Consider the following 16,809-nt stretch of genomic DNA (forward strand, 5'->3'; position numbering starts at 1 on the left):
CAATGGGAACGAGCTGCGGGCGAGCCTACCGGGGATCGGCGGGCGCGGCTGACCCCCTTACCATCGGCCACAGCCAACCGTCGCAACAAGGCCGCCTCCATGGGCATCCGCCAGGGATCCTGCACCCAGGCAGGCATCAGCCGGGGTTTCGTGCAAGCCGTCGGCAGGACGCCGCTGATCCGTCTGGGTCTGCTCAGCGAGCTGACGGGCTGCGAGATCCTCGGCAAGGCGGAATTCATGAACCCGGGCGGGTCCGTCAAGGACCGTGCCGCCCTCGGAATCCTGCTGGAGGCTGAGGAGTCGGGTGCTCTGCAACCAGGCGGCACCGTGGTGGAGGGCACCGCCGGAAACACCGGCATCGGCCTCACCCATCTCTGCAACGCCCGTGGTTACCGCAGCCTGATCATCATTCCCGAGACCCAGTCGGCGGAGAAGATCGGCCTGCTGCGCAGCCTCGGCGCCGAGGTGCGCACGGTGCCGGCGGTGCCGTACCGCGACCCCAACAACTACGTGAAGCTCTCGGGCCGGATCGCCTCAGAAACTCCAGGTGCCATCTGGGCCAATCAGTTCGACAACCTCGCCAACCGCCGCGCCCACCATGCCAGCACCGGCCCGGAGATCTGGGAGCAGACCGGCGGCCGCATCGACGCCTGGGTTTCGGCCACCGGCACCGGTGGCACCTATGCCGGTGTGGCGCTCTTCCTCAAGGAACGTTCCGAGCGGGTGCGCTGTGTGCTGGCCGATCCCCATGGCAGTGCCCTCCATTCCTGGGCCACCGGAGCAGGACTGCACGCCGAGGGCAACTCGGTCACCGAAGGCATCGGCAACAGTCGCGTCACCGCCAACCTCGAGGGGGCTCCCATCGATGATGCGGTGCGCATCGACGACCAGAGCGCCCTGGAGACGATCTACAGCCTGCTCTGGCGGGAGGGACTGTTCATGGGGGGGTCGGTGGGGATCAATGTGGCGGCGGCGGTCGAGACGGCCCGCCGGCTCGGTCCCGGCCACACGATCGTGACCGTCCTGTGCGACAGCGGTGATCGCTACCGCTCCCGTCTCTACGACGCCGCCTGGCTCTCGTCCCGCGGGCTGAGCCAGCCCCAGCGCGAGCAGATTCCGGCCTGATGGATCCAGTCGCCGCCGCTGCGCCAGGTCTGTTGATCGCCGATCGCTACCGCCTCGAGGCGGAGCTGAGCCGTGGCCCCCAGGGGGTGCTCTGGCGCGCCAGCGATCAGCTGGCCGGTGGTGCCCTGATGGCTCTGCGGCAGCTGGGCCCTGACCAGGATCAGCCGCACTGGCGGCAGCTCTGGAGCCGCCTGCAGGGGGTGCTGCATCCCCAGATCCCCCGCTTCGGCGAGGCCATCCCCCGGGGGGACGAGCTCTGGCTGGTGCGCGAATGGCAGGGGGGACCGACCTACGCCGAGCTGCTGACGGCACGGCGGGAGCGTCAGCTGGTCTTCGGGGCGGGAGAGGTGCTGCTGCTGGTGCGGCAAATGCTGCCGGTGCTGGCCGCCCTCCATGGCCAGGACCTGGTGCATGGCGATCTGAGCCCGGCCAATCTGCTGCGTCGGGATCGCGACGGTCTGCCGGTCCTGCTCGATTTCGGCCTGGTGCGCGATGGTGCCGGCGGGGCGTCGGCGGCAGGGGCCACGCCCGGCTATGCGCCGGCGGAGCTGGGCCGCGGTGAGCCCATTCAGCCCTGGATGGATCTTCACGCCCTGGGGGTCGTGGCCCTGGTGCTGCTCACGGGCGAAGACCCCGCGGCCCTGCTGGATCCCACCACCCTCGCCTGGACCTGGCCGTCCCCCGACCAGCTCGATCCGTCCCTGCGCAGCCTGCTGGAGCGCCTGCTGAGCTCCGATCCGAGCCAGCGCTTCGTTTCGGCCTCCCAGGCGCTGGAGGCCTTTCAGCAGTTGCCGATGCCCGAGAGCCTCGGACCCGTGGCCAGGGCCGATCGCACCGTCGCGCTGGTGCCTCCGGACGCGCCGGCCGGGTCCGCCGATCCTGACCCGGTCGCGGCCCCTGAGCCCCCCGCCCCGCCACCATCTCCCGTTGTTCTGCGCAGTCGCCAACAGGTCAAGGAGGAGGCCGTGGAAGGCCGCCTCTGGCCGCTGGTGCTGGCCCTGGTGATCTCGGCCGTGGTGGGCATCACCCTGGGCTGGTGGTTGCTGGGTCGCGACCAGGCCCCGAGCGAGGAGGTCAGGGAGCCGCCCGAGCGCCCACTCACCGCCAGCCTGCCGCCAGGGGAAGTGGATCAGCGTCAGGAGCTGCTCAACCGCCTGCGGGCCCTGCAGGTCGACCGGGGCTGGTTCATCGGCCTCGTGGACGCCAGTCTGATGGCCCAGTTCCCCGAGCGGGGCGGGCGCCTGCCGTCTGATGCGCTCGAGGACGCGCCCCTGCGCAGGGTCTGGAGCGAACTGGCGGAAGAATGGCTCGCCCGGGTGGAGCAGTTGCCGATCCCCGTGCGGCGCAAGCTCGGCAGCTTCAGTGGCTCCGCCTGGGAAGGGCAGCAGCGGCGGCTCGCCGCCCAGGGGCTGAGTGCCCCCGTGTTGCGCCAGCTGGTCTCCGGCAATGCCCAGGCCTTGCTCCCCGGGCGCGCCAGCATGGACATGCCAGCCGAGCCGTTCCGACAGCTCTGGTATGCCGCCGCCGAGCAGACCCTGGAGAACCTGCGCGTCGAGCCGATCCAGGCCCCCTCCGGCCAGGCCCGGGTCCAGTCGGCTGAACTCAATGCCAATGGTGCCAGGGTGTTCCCGATCCGGATCCCCCGGGGTCACCAGCTGGTGCTGGGAGTCAACGGCTCTCCGCTGATCCAGATGAGCGTCCACGACGCCCAGGGGAATCTGCTCGAGCCCAAGGGACCCCTGCGGGTGGTGAGCCTGGGCGCAGTGCCTGGGGATCAGGTCCAGCTGCTGATCAGCAACGAAGGGGTGGCCCCTGCCTTCATCACCCTGTCCCTGAGGGCTGATCCGCCCCCGCGCGCTCCCACCCCCGTGGAGCCCGACGAGCCCCCCGGGGTCCAGCAGCCCGAGCCACCTGAAGACCCACCAGCGAGCCAGCAGCCGTCTCCTCCCCCCACGCCCGAGGCCCGGCCTCGGTCCCCCCGGACGGCGCCGCCACCGCCGCAGGAGTCAGGATCGCCCCAGGCCCGCTGAGGGTCGCTTCAGAATGCGGGACCAAGCCACAGCTCTGCGTTGCCCGGCGCCACCCCCTTGCCATCCGTCCCTGTAGTCCTGGATCCGGCCCTCGCGGCACCGTTGGCTGTGGCCCTGCTCTCCGGTGGGCTCGATTCGGCCACGGCCGCGGCCCTGGCGATCGAGGCGGGCTTTCGGGTGATCGGACTCTCCTTCGATTACGGCCAGCGCCATCGTCAGGAACTGGAGGCCGCCGCCGCCCTCGCCCGCGACCTGGGCCTGCTCGAGCACCACACCATCGCCGTGAATCTGGCCGCCTGGGGTGGCTCGGCCCTCACCGATCCGGGCATTGCGCTGCCCGCCGCCGGGGTGGTCGAGGGGGTGATCCCCCCCACCTACGTGCCCTGCCGCAACACGGTGTTCATCGCCCTGGGGCTCAGCCTGGCGGAGGCCCGGGGGGCTTCCCGGCTGGTGCTGGGCGTGAATGCGGTGGATTATTCCGGCTATCCCGATTGCCGCCCCGATTACCTGGCTGCGTACCAGCGCCTGGCGGATCTGGGCAGCAAGGCCGGACGGGAAGGCCATGGAACCCAGCTCTGGGCGCCCCTGGTGAGCTGGAGCAAGACCCGGATCGTGCAGGAGGCCCTGCGGCTGCAGCTGCCGATCGCGCGCACCTGGAGTTGTTACGCCGGAGGTGAGGCTCCGTGCGGACGCTGCGACAGCTGCCGCATCCGCGATGCCGCCCTGCGTGAGGCCGGCCGCCCCGACCTGGCCAGCCGCGGCCCTGGATGAGCCCCGAGCGTCTGATCCGGCCCCTGCCGTGGCGGCAGCCCTGGCCCCTGGTGAACCGGCTGGCGCAGCACCGGGGCCTGGAGGGTCTGGTCTGGCTGGATGGGGATGGCACAGCCCTGGGGCGCACCTCGACCCTGGCCCTGGCGCCCCTGGAGCAGGTGGAGTGCCGGGGCCTGCCCGCCGAGGCGGGGGCCGCCGATCCCTTCAAAGCCCTGCGGCGGATGCTGGGGGCCGGCGGGGTGTGGCTGGGTTGGCTGGGCTATGAGGCGGGTGCCTGGGTGGAGCCGGCCGCCCATTGGCGCGCGCCGGACACCGCCACCCTCTGGGCAGCTCGTTATGACCCGCTGCTGCGCTTTGATCTGCTCGAGCGGCGTCTCTGGCTGGAGGGAGAGGACCCCGGGCGGCTGAGCGCCATGGAGAGCTTGATCGAGTCCTGCCCCGCAGCCTCAGACGCGGAGCAGGCCGGCGCGCTGCCGCCGAGCCAGGGTCTGCCGCCCGGGCGCTGGCACTGGCACACCAGCCCGGAGGCCTTTGCCAGCCAGGTGGCGGCCCTGCAGGAGCGGATCGCCGCAGGTGACCTGTTCCAGGCCAACCTCACGGCCTGCCGCGAACGGCAGCTGCCCCGGCCGGTCTCACCCCTGGAGCTCTACGGCCGGCTCAGGCGCCATTGCCCCGCCCCCTTCGGTGGGGTGGCGATCGCCTCGCTCGGAGAAGCAGGCGAGGCCGTGCTCTCCGCCTCGCCTGAGCGCTTCCTGCAGCTGCTGGGCGGTGGTCGGGTGGAGACACGCCCGATCAAGGGCACCCGTCCGCGCCACCCCGGGGCGGAGGCCGATGCCGCCGCTGCCGCCGACCTGATCACCAGCCCCAAGGACCGGGCCGAGAACGTGATGATCGTCGATCTGCTGCGCAACGACCTCGGTCGGGTCTGCCGCAGCGGCTCGATCAAGGTGCCGCAGCTGCTGGGGCTGGAGAGCTACCGGCAGGTGCACCACCTCACCTCCGTGGTGGAGGGACGGCTGCGCCCCGAGGCCGATCTGGTGGATCTGCTGAGGGCCTGCTGGCCCGGCGGATCGATCACCGGGGCTCCGAAGCTGCGCGCCTGCCAGCGCCTGAGCGCCCTGGAGCCCGTGCCCCGGGGCCCCTACTGCGGCTCCCTGTTCCTGCTCGAGGCCGATGGCCGTTTCGACAGCAACATCCTGATCCGCAGCCTGATGCTTCGGGGTCAGCGCCTGCGCGCCCATGCCGGCTGCGGCATCGTGGCCGATTCCAGCCCTGCCGCCGAGGCCGAGGAACTGGCCTGGAAGCTGGACCCCTTGATCGAGGCCCTGGGCTGAATGGAGAGGAATCCGATCCAGCCGCCTGCCGCCCCGATCGCCTGGATCGATGGACCTGACGGAGGGCGCTGGGGTGCTCCGGCCAGGCTGGCGGTGCCCCTCTCGGATCGTGGCCTGGGACTGGCCGATGGGCTGTTCGAAACGGTGCTGGTGGAGGGGGGGCGCCCCCGCTTGCTGGCGGAGCACCTCCAGCGCTGGCGGCGTGGCGCGGCCCTGCTGCGACTGCAGCCCCCACCGGAGCTGGAGCGGGTGGAGGCCCTGGCCTGCGGGGCCATCGAGCGCAGCGGCATCCGCTGCGGGGCCCTGCGCCTCAACTGGAGCCGGGGCGACGGTGGCCGCGGCCTCGATCCCCCCGCCGGGGGAGGCCGCTTCTGGTTGCAGCTCAGCCCCGCCCAGCCTGAATTCGCGTCGGTCTCGGTGATGGTCAGCCGCCTCGAGCGGCGCAATGCCGCAAGCCGGCTCAGCTCCTGCAAGAGCTTTGCCTATGGCGCCTCGGTGCTGGCGAGGCTGGAGGCGCGCGCGGCAGGTCAGGACGAGGCGCTGCTCGAGAGCACGGCCGGTGGCCTCTGCTGTGCCACCAGCGCCAACCTGCTGGTGCGCCATTCCCGGGGCTGGTGGACCCCGTCGCTGGCCAGTGGCTGCCTGCCCGGGGTGATGCGGGCGAGAGCCCTCGACCTGGGGCTGGCCCAGGAAGCGGAGGCTCCGCTTGAGGCCCCGCAGTTACGGCACGGCGCCCTGCTGCTCAACAGCCTCGGTTGCCGCCCGATTGGGGCCCTCGAGGGGGAGGCGCTGCCGGTCTGGCCCGAGCCGGAACGGTTGTGGCGCCGGTTGCTCGGGGAGAACTGATCCAACCCCCCTTGGCCGCAGGCAGTTGTCATAGCGTCTGGAAATCAGCGGATGAGCAGCGTGAGGAGGGTCGAGGCGGCAGGGGTGAGCCCCTGGCTGGTGTTGCTGCTGGCGGGGCTCTCGGCCTGCGGCGGGCCGAAGGAGGTGGCCGTCCAGAACGCCCGCCTGGGTGATCCGCTGGTGGAAGCGGACGGTACCCGGGTGGAGCTGGCCCAGACCTTCCGCCCCGGGGTGTCCAACGGCCTCTACAAGGGCGCCGTGCGTCTGCACGGGCCTGGTCAGCCGGCCGAAGGAAGCCTGCATGCCCTCAACGCGGTCTGCAGCCTCGAGGACACCCCTGGCTGGCCCCCCTACGACAATCTCTATGGCTACCCCATCGAGAAAGTGGCTGAGGCCCGTGAGCTGAGCGGCAAAAGTCGCTGGCAGATTCTTTATCACTTCGATGGGCGCATCGAGGGCAGTGGCGATCTTGAGCCTCAGGCCTGGACAGCTCGCCTCCGGGACAACCTCTGCCGCCGTGGTGATTTCGATGACAGCACGGCCCGCCAGTGACCGGGTCGCCCAGCGCAGCGTCCAGTAGCCGATGACACTGCTTCCCTCGGGGGGCTCGCGTTGGATGTGGGTGAAAAACGCACAGAAGCCCTTCATTCGATGCCGAAAACGCTTTTCAAGGTTGATCTCACCAAGCCGATGGACCAGCAGGAGATGCCGGGACATAACCGTTGGCATCCCGACATCCCAGCCGTGGTTTCAGTCAATCCCGGGGATGTGTTCCGGATCGAATGCAAAGACTGGACCGATGGCCAGATCAAGGACAACGATGATCCTCAGGATATCGCCGATGTGAATCTTGAAGTCGTCCATGTCCTGAGTGGGCCGGTCTGGGTGAACGGAGCTCAGCCTGGCGACATTCTGGTGGTGGATATTCTCGATGTCGGGGCCCTCCAGGGAGACGAATGGGGATTCACCGGCATCTTCGCCAAGGAGAATGGCGGGGGCTTCCTCACGGATCACTACCCCAAGGCGGCCAAGGCCATCTGGGATTTCGAGGGGATCTACACCAGCTCCAGGCACATCCCCGGGGTCCGTTTCGCCGGCATCACCCACCCCGGCCTGATCGGCTGTGCCCCATCCCACGAGCTGCTGCGGGAGTGGAACCGCCGTGAAACCGAGCTGGTGAACACCGCCCCCGACCGCCGCACCTACGGCGCCGGCCTCTCAGGCAGTGAGCCTGTGCTGGCGGCCCTGCCCAACCCCAACAGTGCCATCCTGGGCACCCTGCCCAGCGCTGACTTCGATCGCGTCGCCAAGGAGGCGGCCCGCACAGTGCCCCCCCGGGAGCACGGCGGCAACTGCGACATCAAGAACCTCACCAAGGGCACCCGGATTTACTTCCCGGTGTATGTGGAGGGCGCCAAGCTCTCGATGGGAGACATCCACTTCTCCCAGGGAGATGGTGAGATCTCCTTCTGCGGGGCCATTGAGATGTCGGGCTATCTCGATCTCCATGTGGAGATCATCAAGGGTGGCATGGAGAAATATGGGATGGTCAATCCCATGTTCAAGACCAGCCCGGTTGAGCCCCATTTCACCGATTATCTCGTGTTCGAGGGCATTTCGGTGGATGAGTTTGAAGGTAAGCAGCACTACATGGATGTGCACATCGCTTACCGGAGGGCCTGCCTGAACGCCATTGAATACCTCAAGAAATTCGGCTACACCGGTGAGCAGGCTTATCTGCTGTTGAGTTGTGCACCGGTGGAGGGAAGAATCAGCGGAATCGTTGACATTCCCAATGCCTGCTGCACGCTGGCCATACCCACCTCCATCTTCGACAAGGACATCCTTCCCTGTTGAGACCGCTGCATTGACACCTGATGGATGGATCTGCTTCGGCAGGTCCATTTTTCTTGTTCTTCTCCTTGATCAGAGCGTACCGACGATGCCTGTTTATGAATTCCGTTGCAGCAGCGGCTGCGAGAACTACGAAGTGTGGCGCAGCATTGATGCACGCCAAGTGGGCACCGAATGCCCCCAGTGCGGGGATCCCGGCAGCCGGATCTTCAGTCCTCCAATGACCTTGACCGGTCCCCTGCGCCTCAAGCAGGAGGAGAAGGGCCCCAGGTTGGTGAGTCGCTCGAAATCCCAGGAGCCATCCCAGAAGCCCCGGTTGAAAGAGAGCGGCACCAGGCCCTGGATGGTCACCAGGGGCTGCTGAAATGAGGCTGCTGTGCCAGTATTCGGCTCAGCCTTGCCCCTCAGACAGTCAGGAATTCCTCCACCACAGCGTCGGAGAGTTGTTCGGTGGGGCCGCTGGAGACGATCCCGCCACGTTGCATCGCGTAGTAGTAGTTGGATTGGCGCACGAAGTGCAGGTGCTGCTCCACCAGCAGCACACTGATTCCGGTTTCCTTCATGATCCGCTGCACCGCCCGCTCGATGTCCATGATGATTGAGGGTTGAATCCCTTCGGTGGGCTCATCAAGCAGCAACAGTTTCGGCTTGCCGACCAAAGCTCGAGCAATCGCCAGTTGTTGCTGCTGGCCGCCGCTGAGATCCCCACCTTTGCGGTCCAGAAATTTCTCGAGAATCGGAAAGAGCTCATAGACCAGAGGGTCGATGTGACGATTCTTGCCGAGACCGCCGGGCAGGGCTTCCATGCCCAGCAACAGATTCTCCTTGACCGTGACCTGGGGAATGATGTCACGCCCCTGGGAGACATAGCCAATGCCGGCCCGGGCCCGGCGATAGGGAGGCTCCGTGCTCAGGGTTTTGTCACCGTAGTGAACGGTACCGGATCGCTGCTGAAGCAAGCCGATGATCGTTTTGAGAAAGGTTGTCTTGCCTACGCCGTTTCGGCCGATCAGGCAGACCATTTCCCCTTCGGGAACCGAGAGATCCACATCACGAAGAATGTGACTTTGTCCGTAGTACACATTCAGATCGGAAACCTGAAGGATGGGTTGGGAACTCATGACTCTTGGCTGCGCCTCGGGTTGGGATGGTGTTGAAGGAAATCAGTGACGATGACTGGGTGCGGAGACTCTGGGGCTGATTTGGGGCTGACTGACGGCAGCCGTGGCGGTGAATCAGTCGGAATCGGCTTGCCCCAGATACACTTCAATGACGCGCGGGTCCTGCTTGACCTTCTCCAGAGGCCCCTCAGTCAGGAGCTGACCCTGATGGAGAACGGTGACGGGGGCTTTGAGGTCCCGGATGAATTCCATGTCGTGCTCGATCACCACCACGGTGTGATCGCCGGCCAGGGATTTGATCAACTCGGCGGTGCGTACGGTTTCCTCATCGGTCAGGCCGGCCACCGGTTCATCGAGCAGCAGCACTTCCGGCGACTGGGCCACCAGCATGGCAATGGCCAGCCACTGTTTCTGGCCATGGGAGAGGGAACCGGCTTTGGTGGTGGCGAAGGGGGAGAGCCCCACGTAATTCATCAGGCGCTGCACCTCATCCTTGGCGGAGACGGGCAGCCGGTCCACCAGCAGGTTGAAGGCACTCTTGTGGGGTGAGGCCGACAACTCCAGATTGCGCTGGACGGTCAGGTTCTCAAAGACACGGGGAGTCTGGAATTTGCGGCCGATGCCCTCTCTGGAGATCCTCTGCTCGGAGAGGCCCACCAGCGAATGGCCCTTGAAGGTGACCGTTCCCTTGGTGGGGCGCACCTTGCCGGTGATCACGTCCAGGAACGTGGTCTTGCCGGCTCCGTTCGGGCCGATGATCGACTTGAGTTCCCCTTTGTTGAGGGTGAGACTGAGATCGGTGAGCGCGTAGAAGCCATCGAAGCTCACGCTCACATCCTTGAGCTCGAGAAGTGGTTGGGTCATGGACTCTGGCTGGAAAGGATGGGGACAAGCAAGCTCCGGCAGAACGCCAGGCCGTGGTGTCAGGACAGGTCGTTGAGAGCAGCCACCTCCTCATCCAGCTGGGGATAGGTGCGTGATTTCGGAGCCATGCCGAAGGCTGCCAGCAGCTGCCGTAAGCCGCCACCGGTGAACCATCCGTAGATGCCATCGGGCATCAGCACGACCACGAAGATGAACAGAGCCCCTTGAACAAACAGCCAGAACTCCGGCAAGGCCTCGCTGACAAGGCTTCTCAGATAGTTCACGAGAATGGCACCGATGATCGGCCCTACCAGGGTTCCGCGGCCGCCCACCGCCACCCAGATCACCATTTCGATCGAAAAAGAAATGGACATGAACTGGGGCGAGACGATCCCGCTCTGAACGGTGTAGAGAGCTCCCGACACTCCACAGAGTGCCCCCGCCACGATGAACACGAGGGTCTTGAATGGGACAGGATTGAAGCCGCCGAAGCGGAGCCGTTGTTCGTCGTCGCGAATGGCGATCAGGGCATCCCCAAAACGCCTGGTGGTGAAATAGCGGCAGATCAGGAAGGCAACGGGCAGAAGGAGCACCGTGAGTCGGTACATCCAGAGCTGCATGTCGCTTGAGCCGACCAGTTGGCCAAACAACTCGGTGGTGCTGGTTTTCAGGCCATTGGTGCCATTGATCAACTTCTGCTGGCCATTGAAGAAGTGGAAGAAGACCATCAAGGCCGCTTGGGTGATGATCGAGAAGTAAACGCCTTTGATGCGATTTCTGAAGATCAGGTAGCCGACAAGGCCTGCCACGATTGCGGGGATCAGCCAGAGGGCAATCAGGGTGAAGGCCGGAGACCAGAAGGGTTGCCAGAAGAACGGCAGCTGATCGACCCCATAGTTTTCGAAGAATTTGGGTATGCCATTCCCCCCCGCTCCACTTTCGGTGTTCAGCGTGAGGTACATCGCCACGCCATAGCCACCCAGTGCAAAGAAAATGCCCTGGCCCAGGCTGAGCAGTCCTGTGTAGCCCCAGATCAGGTCGATGGCCAGGGCTGTGATCGCCAGGGAGAAGTAGCGGCCGAAGAGGTTGAGGCGGAAGTCACTGAGAATGGCCGGCAGGATGAACAGGGCAATGGCCAGCAGAATCCAGGGGAGGAGTCGTCGGAAGATCTTCACAGCTGAGGGCTCCAGGGCTGGAGAAGGATTGGCAGGACGAAGGGTGGTTGAGTGGTTGACTCAGGCATCAACTGACCTCCCTTTCTGAGGGAACATGCCGTTCGGGCGGAACTGCAGGAAGGCAATGATGAAGATGAAGACCAGCACCAACGACATGCTCGTGGTAGCGAAGAATTCAATGACCCCTCGTGCTGCCGCCGGCATGTCCGGGAACACGATCAGCAGCGACCCGGATCCCACCACCGACTGAATGAGACCGAGCATCAGGGAGGCGAGTACTGTTCCCAGCAGATTGCCCACACCACCCAGCACGATCACCATGAAACATGAGACGATGTAGGCCGCCCCAAGGTTGGGTCCGACCGATCCCAGCAGAGTGATGGCACATCCGGCCACACCAGCCAGGCCTGAGCCCAACCCGAAGGTGATGCTGTCCACCCTGTCGGTTGGAATCCCCAGGCAATTGCTCATCTGACGGTTCTGGGTGACGGCCCTGATGCGCAGTCCCCAGGCGCTCTTGCTCAGAAACCAGACCGTGGCCAGCAGCAGGACGGCGGAGAGCAGGATGATGAAGATGCGCAGTCCTGGAAGTTCAATTCCTGCGATCGATCCCCAGCTTCCCTGCAGCCACTTGGGGGCCGTGACATCAATGTTGCGTGGCCCGAACCAGGCACCTGCCAAAGCACGACTGCTGGAGAGAAGATTGACGGAGACCAGGCCGATCACCGTGGCGATGGCCCAGAAAAGCCCCGAGACGTAGGGGAGGTAGGGCTTCTCCGCCATCTTGGAGCGAAGAACACGGTTGCCGAAATAGCCGATGGCAATGGCCACAAGAATGCCCAGCAGCATGGCCGTGGAGATGCTGCGGATCAGCTGAATCAGAATCAGGCTGACCCCCCAGGTGGCCAGCAGGGTTTCCAGGGGCCTCCCGTAGAGCTTGCGAATCAGTGTTCTCTCCAGAAGCACGCCCACCAGGGCCGTGACCACGAAGGAGAGAACCAATGCAACGGGATAATACAGCTCAAAGACAATTCCGCCCATCGGACGGAAGATGGATTGAACGACATAGGTGACGTAGGCGCCGAGCATCATCAGCTCGCCATGGGCGAGATTGATCACGCCCATCAGGCCGAAGACGATGGCCAGTCCGGTTGCCGCCAGCAGCAGCACCGATCCGATGCTGAGACCGTCGAGGATCTGAGAAAAGAAAAGTTCCAACGGAAATCACGGCTGAACGAGAGGCTCAGGTCCGGATCGATCCGGACCTGAGGTGGTGGAGTGGACTGGCAGCTCGGGGACGATCAGGACGGATGGGGAGGCCTGGATCCAGGCCTCCCGCTGCATCACATCTTGAACTTGCCGGCGTCAGGGCGATCCTGGGTCCAGTCGCAGGTGAAGCCCTTGGTCTCGGGCACGAACTGGTTCCAGGGCAGCGGCGGAATCGCCGTCTTGCTGTCTTCCAGGATCTTGAACTGGCCGTCTTCCTGAGCCTCGCCAATCAGCACACGCTCGGAGGTGTGGTGGTTGGGGTACATCTCGATCTCGCCCTGAGGAGCGGCAAACTTGATGCCGATCATGGTCTCGCGGACCTTGTCGAGATCTTCGAAGGTGCCGGCTTTTTCAACGGCATTCTTCCAGAGGTACACCATGTTGTAGGCCGATTCGGCCGGGTCACCCGTGACCCGATCATCGCCATACATGGCCTGGAAGTCGGAGGTGAACTTCTTGGAGGCTGGGGTGTCCAGGCTCATGAAGAAGTTCCAGGTTGCGTAGGTGCCTGTGGTGTACTCAGGTCCGATCTGGCGGATTTCCTCCTCGGCAATCGAGAAGGACATGATCGGGTACTTTTCAGGATCAATCCCGGCAGCTTTGAACTGCTTGAAGAGGGCAACATTGGAGTCGCCGTTCAAGGTGTTGATGATGATGCCGCCATCGGGGAAGGCTTCCTTGATCTTGGCAATGATCGGGGCAACTTCAGTGTTGCCGAGGGGGATGTAGTCTTCGCCGACGGTTTCACCGCCGAGAGCCTTCATCTGCTCCTTGATGATTGTGTTGGCGGTCCGTGGATAGACGTAGTCGGAGCCAACCAGGTAAACCTTCTTGCCCAGCTTGTCGCCGTAGGTCTTCATCAGCCAGTCAACGGCTGGCTCAGCCTGCTGGTTCGGTACAGCACCGGTGTAGAAGATGTTTCTGGAGCACTCCTGCCCTTCATATTGAATGGGGTAGAAGAGCATATGATTCTTGGCCTCATAGACCGGTAGCATGGCCTTGCGGCTGGCTGAGGTCCAGCCGCCGAAGACGACGGCTACATTGTCGGAGTCGATCAGTTTCTGGGACTTCTCGGCGAAGGTGGGCCAGTCCGAGGCTCCGTCTTCCGCAACGGCGACGATCTTGTAGGACTTGCCGTCAACCTTGACGCCACCCGCTTCATTGATTTCTTTGATTGCCATCTCCTCGACCTCTTTCAGGGTCGTTTCCGAGATGGCCATGGTTCCACTCAGCGAGTGGAGAATGCCCACCTTGACTTCGCCGTCGAAGTCGCCTGCGGTGTCGCCTCCGCCACCGCAGGACACCAGAGTGATGCTGACGGCGGTAGCAGCGATTCCAGCAAACAGCCGCCGAGAGAGTTTCTGAACCATTGGTGCTTGATCAAGATGAGGGTATTCCGCAGGGACCCTACGGATGCCTTCCGGGGAGCTGTGTATCCGATCGCACCGAATGTTTGCCGCCCATGCCTGTGTGTGGATTCGCAGGTGAGTACCGGCGCGTTTCGCCGGCCTCTCCCCTCAGGCGTTGTGAGCCGGCAGTTGTTCCCTCAGAAACGACTCCACCTGTGCAAGCCCTTCTCCGCTGCGAAGGTTGGTGAAGCACCAGGGCCGCCCTGGTCGCATCCGCTCGGTGTCGCGCTTCATCACCTCCAGATCAGCCCCCACCATCGGTGCCAGGTCGATCTTGTTGATCACCAGCAGGTCGGAGCGGGTGATACCCGGTCCGCCTTTCCTGGGGATCTTGTCACCCGCTGCCACATCGATCACATAGATGCAGAGATCCACCAGCTCCGGGCTGAAGCTGGCGGCAAGGTTGTCTCCACCGCTCTCCACCAGCACGAGGTCGAGCGATGGGAAGAGCTGTTCGAGTTCCTCCACCGCCGCTCGATTGATTGAGCAGTCTTCGCGGATGGCGGTGTGGGGGCAACCTCCCGTTTCCACCCCCCGGATCCGCTCAGGCTCGAGGGCGCCGGCCCGCGTCAGGAACTGGGCGTCTTCCTGGGTGTAGATGTCATTGGTGACCACCGCCAGCTCCAGCTGTTGGCGCAGTCGCCGGCAGAGGGCTTCGACGAGGGCCGTTTTGCCGGATCCCACCGGTCCGGCCACTCCAACGCGCAGTTTGCTCATGGTGGTGGCCTGCCTGGGCGATCAACTGCGGAACAGCCTGGAGTAAAGCTCGGCGTGGCTCAGCTGGCTCAGGGCAGCGCCGACGCCGCCCGTCCATTGCTCACGGGGATCGGAGATGGCCAGGTCCCGGGCTCTCTCCACCAGCAGCGGGGCCAGGGCCAGCTGCAGGCGCTGCCCCTGGGTGGGTCCCAGGGGAACCAGGCGCACAGCGGCACTGATCTGATTGGCGCTCCAGCCATAGAGGTAGGCCTCCACCAGATCAGGCAGGGGGATCTCCAGGCAGAGGCCCGCCCAGGCCCAGGCCGCCGGCCAGGAGAGCTCGGCGGCAGGCTGCAGCGGCCAGCCCAGTTCAGCCAGCAGCTGCAGCAGCGACCTGCCCATCTGGCGTTGCTGGGCCCGCACCTCGGCGGCTTCCCGCTGGGCCAGCAGCCAACCGTCGAGATCGAGCAGAGCGTGTTCTGCCGTCACGGCGGCTCCGCGCTGATGCTGGCGGAGGCCGTCCTGCAGGGGAGCCAGGGCCGCCGCCTCGATGCCGATGGCGCCGCGCCGGAGTTCGGCTTCGAGCCAGTCCTGGAGCGTGCTTGCGGTGGTGACGGATCCCCGCTGCACCAACACCTCCAGCCCTTCCGAATAGCTGAACGCCCCCACCGGCAGGGCTGGGCTCAGCAGCTGAAGCAGATGCAGTCCCGTACGGCTCATCAGTGGCGAGGGCCTTCGTGGCTGTGGCTGTGGCTGTGGCTGGTGATGGCATAGGCGCCCGGCTCCGGCAGAAACGGGGCCAGTTGGTGCTCGATCAACAGCCCCCGTTGCCGCATCAGCTCCTCCAGCACGCCATCCTCGAGCAGCCTCAGCTCGCCTGGGCGCAGCTCCAGGGACACGTGGCGGTTGCCCAGGTGGTAAGCAGCCTGCAGCAACACCAGGGGATCCGGGCTGCGCACCACCAGCAGCGGCTCCGGAGCCGGCTCCACCACCACCTGCACCCTGCCGTCAAGCGGCAGCAGCCGCTCGCCCGGCTCCAGGGCCGGTCCCCGCGGCAGTTGCAGCAACAGCTCCTGGCCGCAGCTGGAGCGGCGGCGGCCCCGCAGGCTGGTGCGCTGGTGGGCACTCAAGGCCAGATGCAGCACAGGGCCGCGGCCTCCTCCCTGATCAGAGTCCCCCAGCTCCGGGGCATCGGCAGGGATGCGTCGCTCCAGCTGCAGCGGCGTTGCTGAGCGGTCGGGGGGCGTGGACACGGTGCCGTCACCCTCAAGGCGAATCTCCACCTTCCCGAGGCGTGGGACCTGACCCTGTGGCAGTTGTTACTGAATGCCCGGTGGCCAGCTGCGGCAGGATTCCAGGGTTCGTGCTGATCCAGCCGGGGCGAGACTCCACCATGCCGAGCGCCCCACCCCAGTCCTGGTCTGCAGAAGCCAGGCTGCAGTTCCATCGCACGGCTGATCGCGGCACCATTCATCAGGGTGGAGCCACGGCTCCCCTCAAGATCCAGCGGGCCTGTGCCCGGGAGGATGGCCGCTGCGAACTGCCTCTGCTGCACACGGCCGGAGGCCTGGTGGGGGGGGATGAGCTGAGCCTCAGGGCCGAGCTCGGGCCCCACAGCCGTGCCCTGATCACCAGCGTCGCCGCCCAGAAGGTGTACGGCTCGGTGGGCCGCTCCCGCCTGGCGCCTCGGGGCAGCTGGAGCCGCCAGCGGCTGAGCTTCGAGCTGCTCGAAGGGGCGGATCTGGAATGGCTGCCCCAGGAGGTGGTGGTGTTCGCCGGGGGGCTGATCGAGCAGAGCTGCCGGGTGGAGCTGGCCGCAGGGGCCAGCTGGCTCGGGGCCGACGTGGTGCGCCTCGGCCGCAGTGCCGATGCCGAAACCCTGGGCGATGGCTGCTGGCGCTCGCGCCTGGAGGTGCGCCGCCAGGGCCGCTGGAGCGTGGCGGATCAACTGGAGCTCGCGGGAGAGAGCCTGCGCTCCCCCCATGGGCTGGCGGGGGAGCCGGTGTTCGGCAGCCTGGTGTGGGCGGCACCGGCGCCGGTGCCGGAAGCTCTTCTGGAGCTCTGCCGAGCGGATCGGACCGGGCTGGAGGGGGAGATGGCCTGCGGCCGGCTCGATCAGGGGCTGGTGGCCCGCTACCGAGGGAGCTCCACCCAGGCGGCCCGATGGTGGTTCACCCGCATCTGGGCGCGGATCCGCGCCGAGCGGGGCCTGGCAGCGCCGCAGCTGCCGCGGGTGTGGCCCTTTCAGGAAGCTCCCCTGCAAGGCAGCGAACGTTCCTGCTGAACCTGCCCATCGCCCTCGGCACTGCCAGAGT

At 65.7% G+C, this 16,809-nt stretch carries 17 protein-coding genes; 9 read left to right on the forward strand and 8 right to left on the reverse strand.

Features of this window, described 5'->3' with window-relative positions; all coding sequences use genetic code 11:
* Nucleotides 1–99 precede the first annotated feature (99 nt).
* The 8 genes from FPZ61_RS07950 (at nucleotide 100) to FPZ61_RS07985 (ending at nucleotide 8,324) form a co-directional block, all read left to right on the forward strand.
* Complete coding sequence (locus FPZ61_RS07950) at nucleotides 100–1,125, forward strand: cysteine synthase A (RefSeq protein ID WP_185465607.1); 1,026 nt, start codon at nucleotides 100–102, stop codon at nucleotides 1,123–1,125.
* Entirely contained in the window at nucleotides 1,125–3,155 is a 2,031-nt protein-coding gene (locus tag FPZ61_RS07955) for a phosphotransferase (protein WP_185465608.1), read from the forward strand. Before FPZ61_RS07950 ends, FPZ61_RS07955 begins: the two co-directional genes overlap by 1 nt.
* A gap of 102 nt (nucleotides 3,156–3,257) precedes the next feature.
* Nucleotides 3,258–3,926 carry a 7-cyano-7-deazaguanine synthase QueC gene (gene queC, locus FPZ61_RS07960; RefSeq protein WP_370593403.1) on the forward strand — a complete coding sequence of 223 codons (669 nt, stop codon included), beginning with the start codon at nucleotides 3,258–3,260 and terminating at the stop codon, nucleotides 3,924–3,926.
* Nucleotides 3,923–5,260: an anthranilate synthase component I family protein gene (locus FPZ61_RS07965; RefSeq protein WP_185465609.1), complete on the forward strand. Its 1,338-nt coding sequence runs from the start codon at nucleotides 3,923–3,925 to the stop codon at nucleotides 5,258–5,260. The genes queC and FPZ61_RS07965 overlap by 4 nt, the downstream gene beginning before the upstream one ends.
* Nucleotides 5,261–6,106, forward strand: coding sequence for an aminotransferase class IV (locus tag FPZ61_RS07970; RefSeq protein ID WP_185465611.1), 846 nt, complete (start codon nucleotides 5,261–5,263; stop codon nucleotides 6,104–6,106).
* A 51-nt stretch (nucleotides 6,107–6,157) separates the two neighbouring features.
* Nucleotides 6,158–6,658, forward strand: a complete 501-nt coding sequence (locus FPZ61_RS07975; protein ID WP_185465613.1) for a hypothetical protein — start codon at nucleotides 6,158–6,160, stop codon at nucleotides 6,656–6,658.
* 99 nt (nucleotides 6,659–6,757) lie between these two features.
* Nucleotides 6,758–7,963, forward strand: a complete 1,206-nt coding sequence (gene fmdA, locus FPZ61_RS07980) for a formamidase (protein WP_185465614.1) — start codon at nucleotides 6,758–6,760, stop codon at nucleotides 7,961–7,963.
* Between the two features lie 85 nt (nucleotides 7,964–8,048).
* Nucleotides 8,049–8,324, forward strand: a complete 276-nt coding sequence (locus FPZ61_RS07985) for an FmdB family zinc ribbon protein (RefSeq protein ID WP_185465615.1) — start codon at nucleotides 8,049–8,051, stop codon at nucleotides 8,322–8,324.
* Between the two features lie 40 nt (nucleotides 8,325–8,364).
* On the opposite strand, the gene urtE is transcribed toward FPZ61_RS07985, so the two are convergent.
* The 8 genes from urtE to FPZ61_RS08025 form a co-directional block, all read right to left on the reverse strand.
* Nucleotides 8,365–9,081 (reverse strand): urea ABC transporter ATP-binding subunit UrtE, encoded by a 717-nt coding sequence (gene urtE, locus FPZ61_RS07990; protein ID WP_185465616.1) that lies wholly within the window; start codon nucleotides 9,079–9,081, stop codon nucleotides 8,365–8,367.
* 114 nt (nucleotides 9,082–9,195) lie between these two features.
* The gene (gene urtD, locus FPZ61_RS07995; RefSeq protein WP_185465617.1) at nucleotides 9,196–9,945 is read right to left on the reverse strand and encodes an urea ABC transporter ATP-binding protein UrtD; all 750 of its coding nucleotides are present in this window, start codon (nucleotides 9,943–9,945) and stop codon (nucleotides 9,196–9,198) included.
* A 59-nt stretch (nucleotides 9,946–10,004) separates the two neighbouring features.
* Nucleotides 10,005–11,120 carry an urea ABC transporter permease subunit UrtC gene (gene urtC, locus FPZ61_RS08000; protein WP_185465618.1) on the reverse strand — a complete coding sequence of 372 codons (1,116 nt, stop codon included), beginning with the start codon at nucleotides 11,118–11,120 and terminating at the stop codon, nucleotides 10,005–10,007.
* Between the two features lie 60 nt (nucleotides 11,121–11,180).
* Nucleotides 11,181–12,338: an urea ABC transporter permease subunit UrtB gene (gene urtB / locus FPZ61_RS08005; protein WP_185465619.1), complete on the reverse strand. Its 1,158-nt coding sequence runs from the start codon at nucleotides 12,336–12,338 to the stop codon at nucleotides 11,181–11,183.
* Between the two features lie 125 nt (nucleotides 12,339–12,463).
* On the reverse strand, nucleotides 12,464–13,759 hold the full coding sequence (urtA, locus tag FPZ61_RS08010) for an urea ABC transporter substrate-binding protein (RefSeq protein WP_185465620.1): 1,296 nt from the start codon (nucleotides 13,757–13,759) through the stop codon (nucleotides 12,464–12,466).
* 147 nt (nucleotides 13,760–13,906) lie between these two features.
* A complete protein-coding gene (gene ureG, locus FPZ61_RS08015) occupies nucleotides 13,907–14,515 on the reverse strand; it encodes an urease accessory protein UreG (protein WP_185465621.1) in 609 nt (202 codons plus the stop codon).
* Between the two features lie 21 nt (nucleotides 14,516–14,536).
* Entirely contained in the window at nucleotides 14,537–15,214 is a 678-nt protein-coding gene (locus tag FPZ61_RS08020; RefSeq protein ID WP_185465623.1) for an urease accessory protein UreF, read from the reverse strand.
* Nucleotides 15,214–15,777 (reverse strand): urease accessory protein UreE, encoded by a 564-nt coding sequence (locus tag FPZ61_RS08025; protein WP_370594275.1) that lies wholly within the window; start codon nucleotides 15,775–15,777, stop codon nucleotides 15,214–15,216. The genes FPZ61_RS08020 and FPZ61_RS08025 overlap by 1 nt, the downstream gene beginning before the upstream one ends.
* A gap of 110 nt (nucleotides 15,778–15,887) precedes the next feature.
* Here FPZ61_RS08025 and FPZ61_RS08030 point away from each other — a divergent pair, with 110 nt between their 5' ends.
* Nucleotides 15,888–16,778 (forward strand): urease accessory protein UreD, encoded by an 891-nt coding sequence (locus FPZ61_RS08030; protein WP_185465625.1) that lies wholly within the window; start codon nucleotides 15,888–15,890, stop codon nucleotides 16,776–16,778.
* Nucleotides 16,779–16,809 lie beyond the last annotated feature (31 nt).

Source organism: Synechococcus sp. BSA11S (assembly GCF_014224355.1).
In the GTDB taxonomy this organism is placed as follows: Bacteria; Cyanobacteriota; Cyanobacteriia; order PCC-6307; family Cyanobiaceae; genus Regnicoccus_A.

Excerpts from the sequence above, each read along its gene's own strand:
- FPZ61_RS07950 (WP_185465607.1), top strand. The coding sequence starts at position 100 with ATGGGCATCCGCCAGGGATCCTGCACCCAGGCAGGCATCAGCCGGGGT.
- FPZ61_RS07955 (WP_185465608.1), top strand. The coding sequence starts at position 1,125 with ATGGATCCAGTCGCCGCCGCTGCGCCAGGTCTGTTGATCGCCGATCGC.
- FPZ61_RS07965 (WP_185465609.1), top strand. The coding sequence starts at position 3,923 with ATGAGCCCCGAGCGTCTGATCCGGCCCCTGCCGTGGCGGCAGCCCTGG.
- FPZ61_RS07970 (WP_185465611.1), top strand. The coding sequence starts at position 5,261 with ATGGAGAGGAATCCGATCCAGCCGCCTGCCGCCCCGATCGCCTGGATC.
- FPZ61_RS07975 (WP_185465613.1), top strand. The coding sequence starts at position 6,158 with ATGAGCAGCGTGAGGAGGGTCGAGGCGGCAGGGGTGAGCCCCTGGCTG.
- fmdA (WP_185465614.1), top strand. The coding sequence starts at position 6,758 with ATGCCGAAAACGCTTTTCAAGGTTGATCTCACCAAGCCGATGGACCAG.
- FPZ61_RS07985 (WP_185465615.1), top strand. The coding sequence starts at position 8,049 with ATGCCTGTTTATGAATTCCGTTGCAGCAGCGGCTGCGAGAACTACGAA.
- urtE (WP_185465616.1), bottom strand. The coding sequence starts at position 9,081 with ATGAGTTCCCAACCCATCCTTCAGGTTTCCGATCTGAATGTGTACTAC.
- urtD (WP_185465617.1), bottom strand. The coding sequence starts at position 9,945 with ATGACCCAACCACTTCTCGAGCTCAAGGATGTGAGCGTGAGCTTCGAT.
- urtA (WP_185465620.1), bottom strand. The coding sequence starts at position 13,759 with ATGGTTCAGAAACTCTCTCGGCGGCTGTTTGCTGGAATCGCTGCTACC.
- ureG (WP_185465621.1), bottom strand. The coding sequence starts at position 14,515 with ATGAGCAAACTGCGCGTTGGAGTGGCCGGACCGGTGGGATCCGGCAAA.
- FPZ61_RS08020 (WP_185465623.1), bottom strand. The coding sequence starts at position 15,214 with ATGAGCCGTACGGGACTGCATCTGCTTCAGCTGCTGAGCCCAGCCCTG.
- FPZ61_RS08030 (WP_185465625.1), top strand. The coding sequence starts at position 15,888 with ATGCCGAGCGCCCCACCCCAGTCCTGGTCTGCAGAAGCCAGGCTGCAG.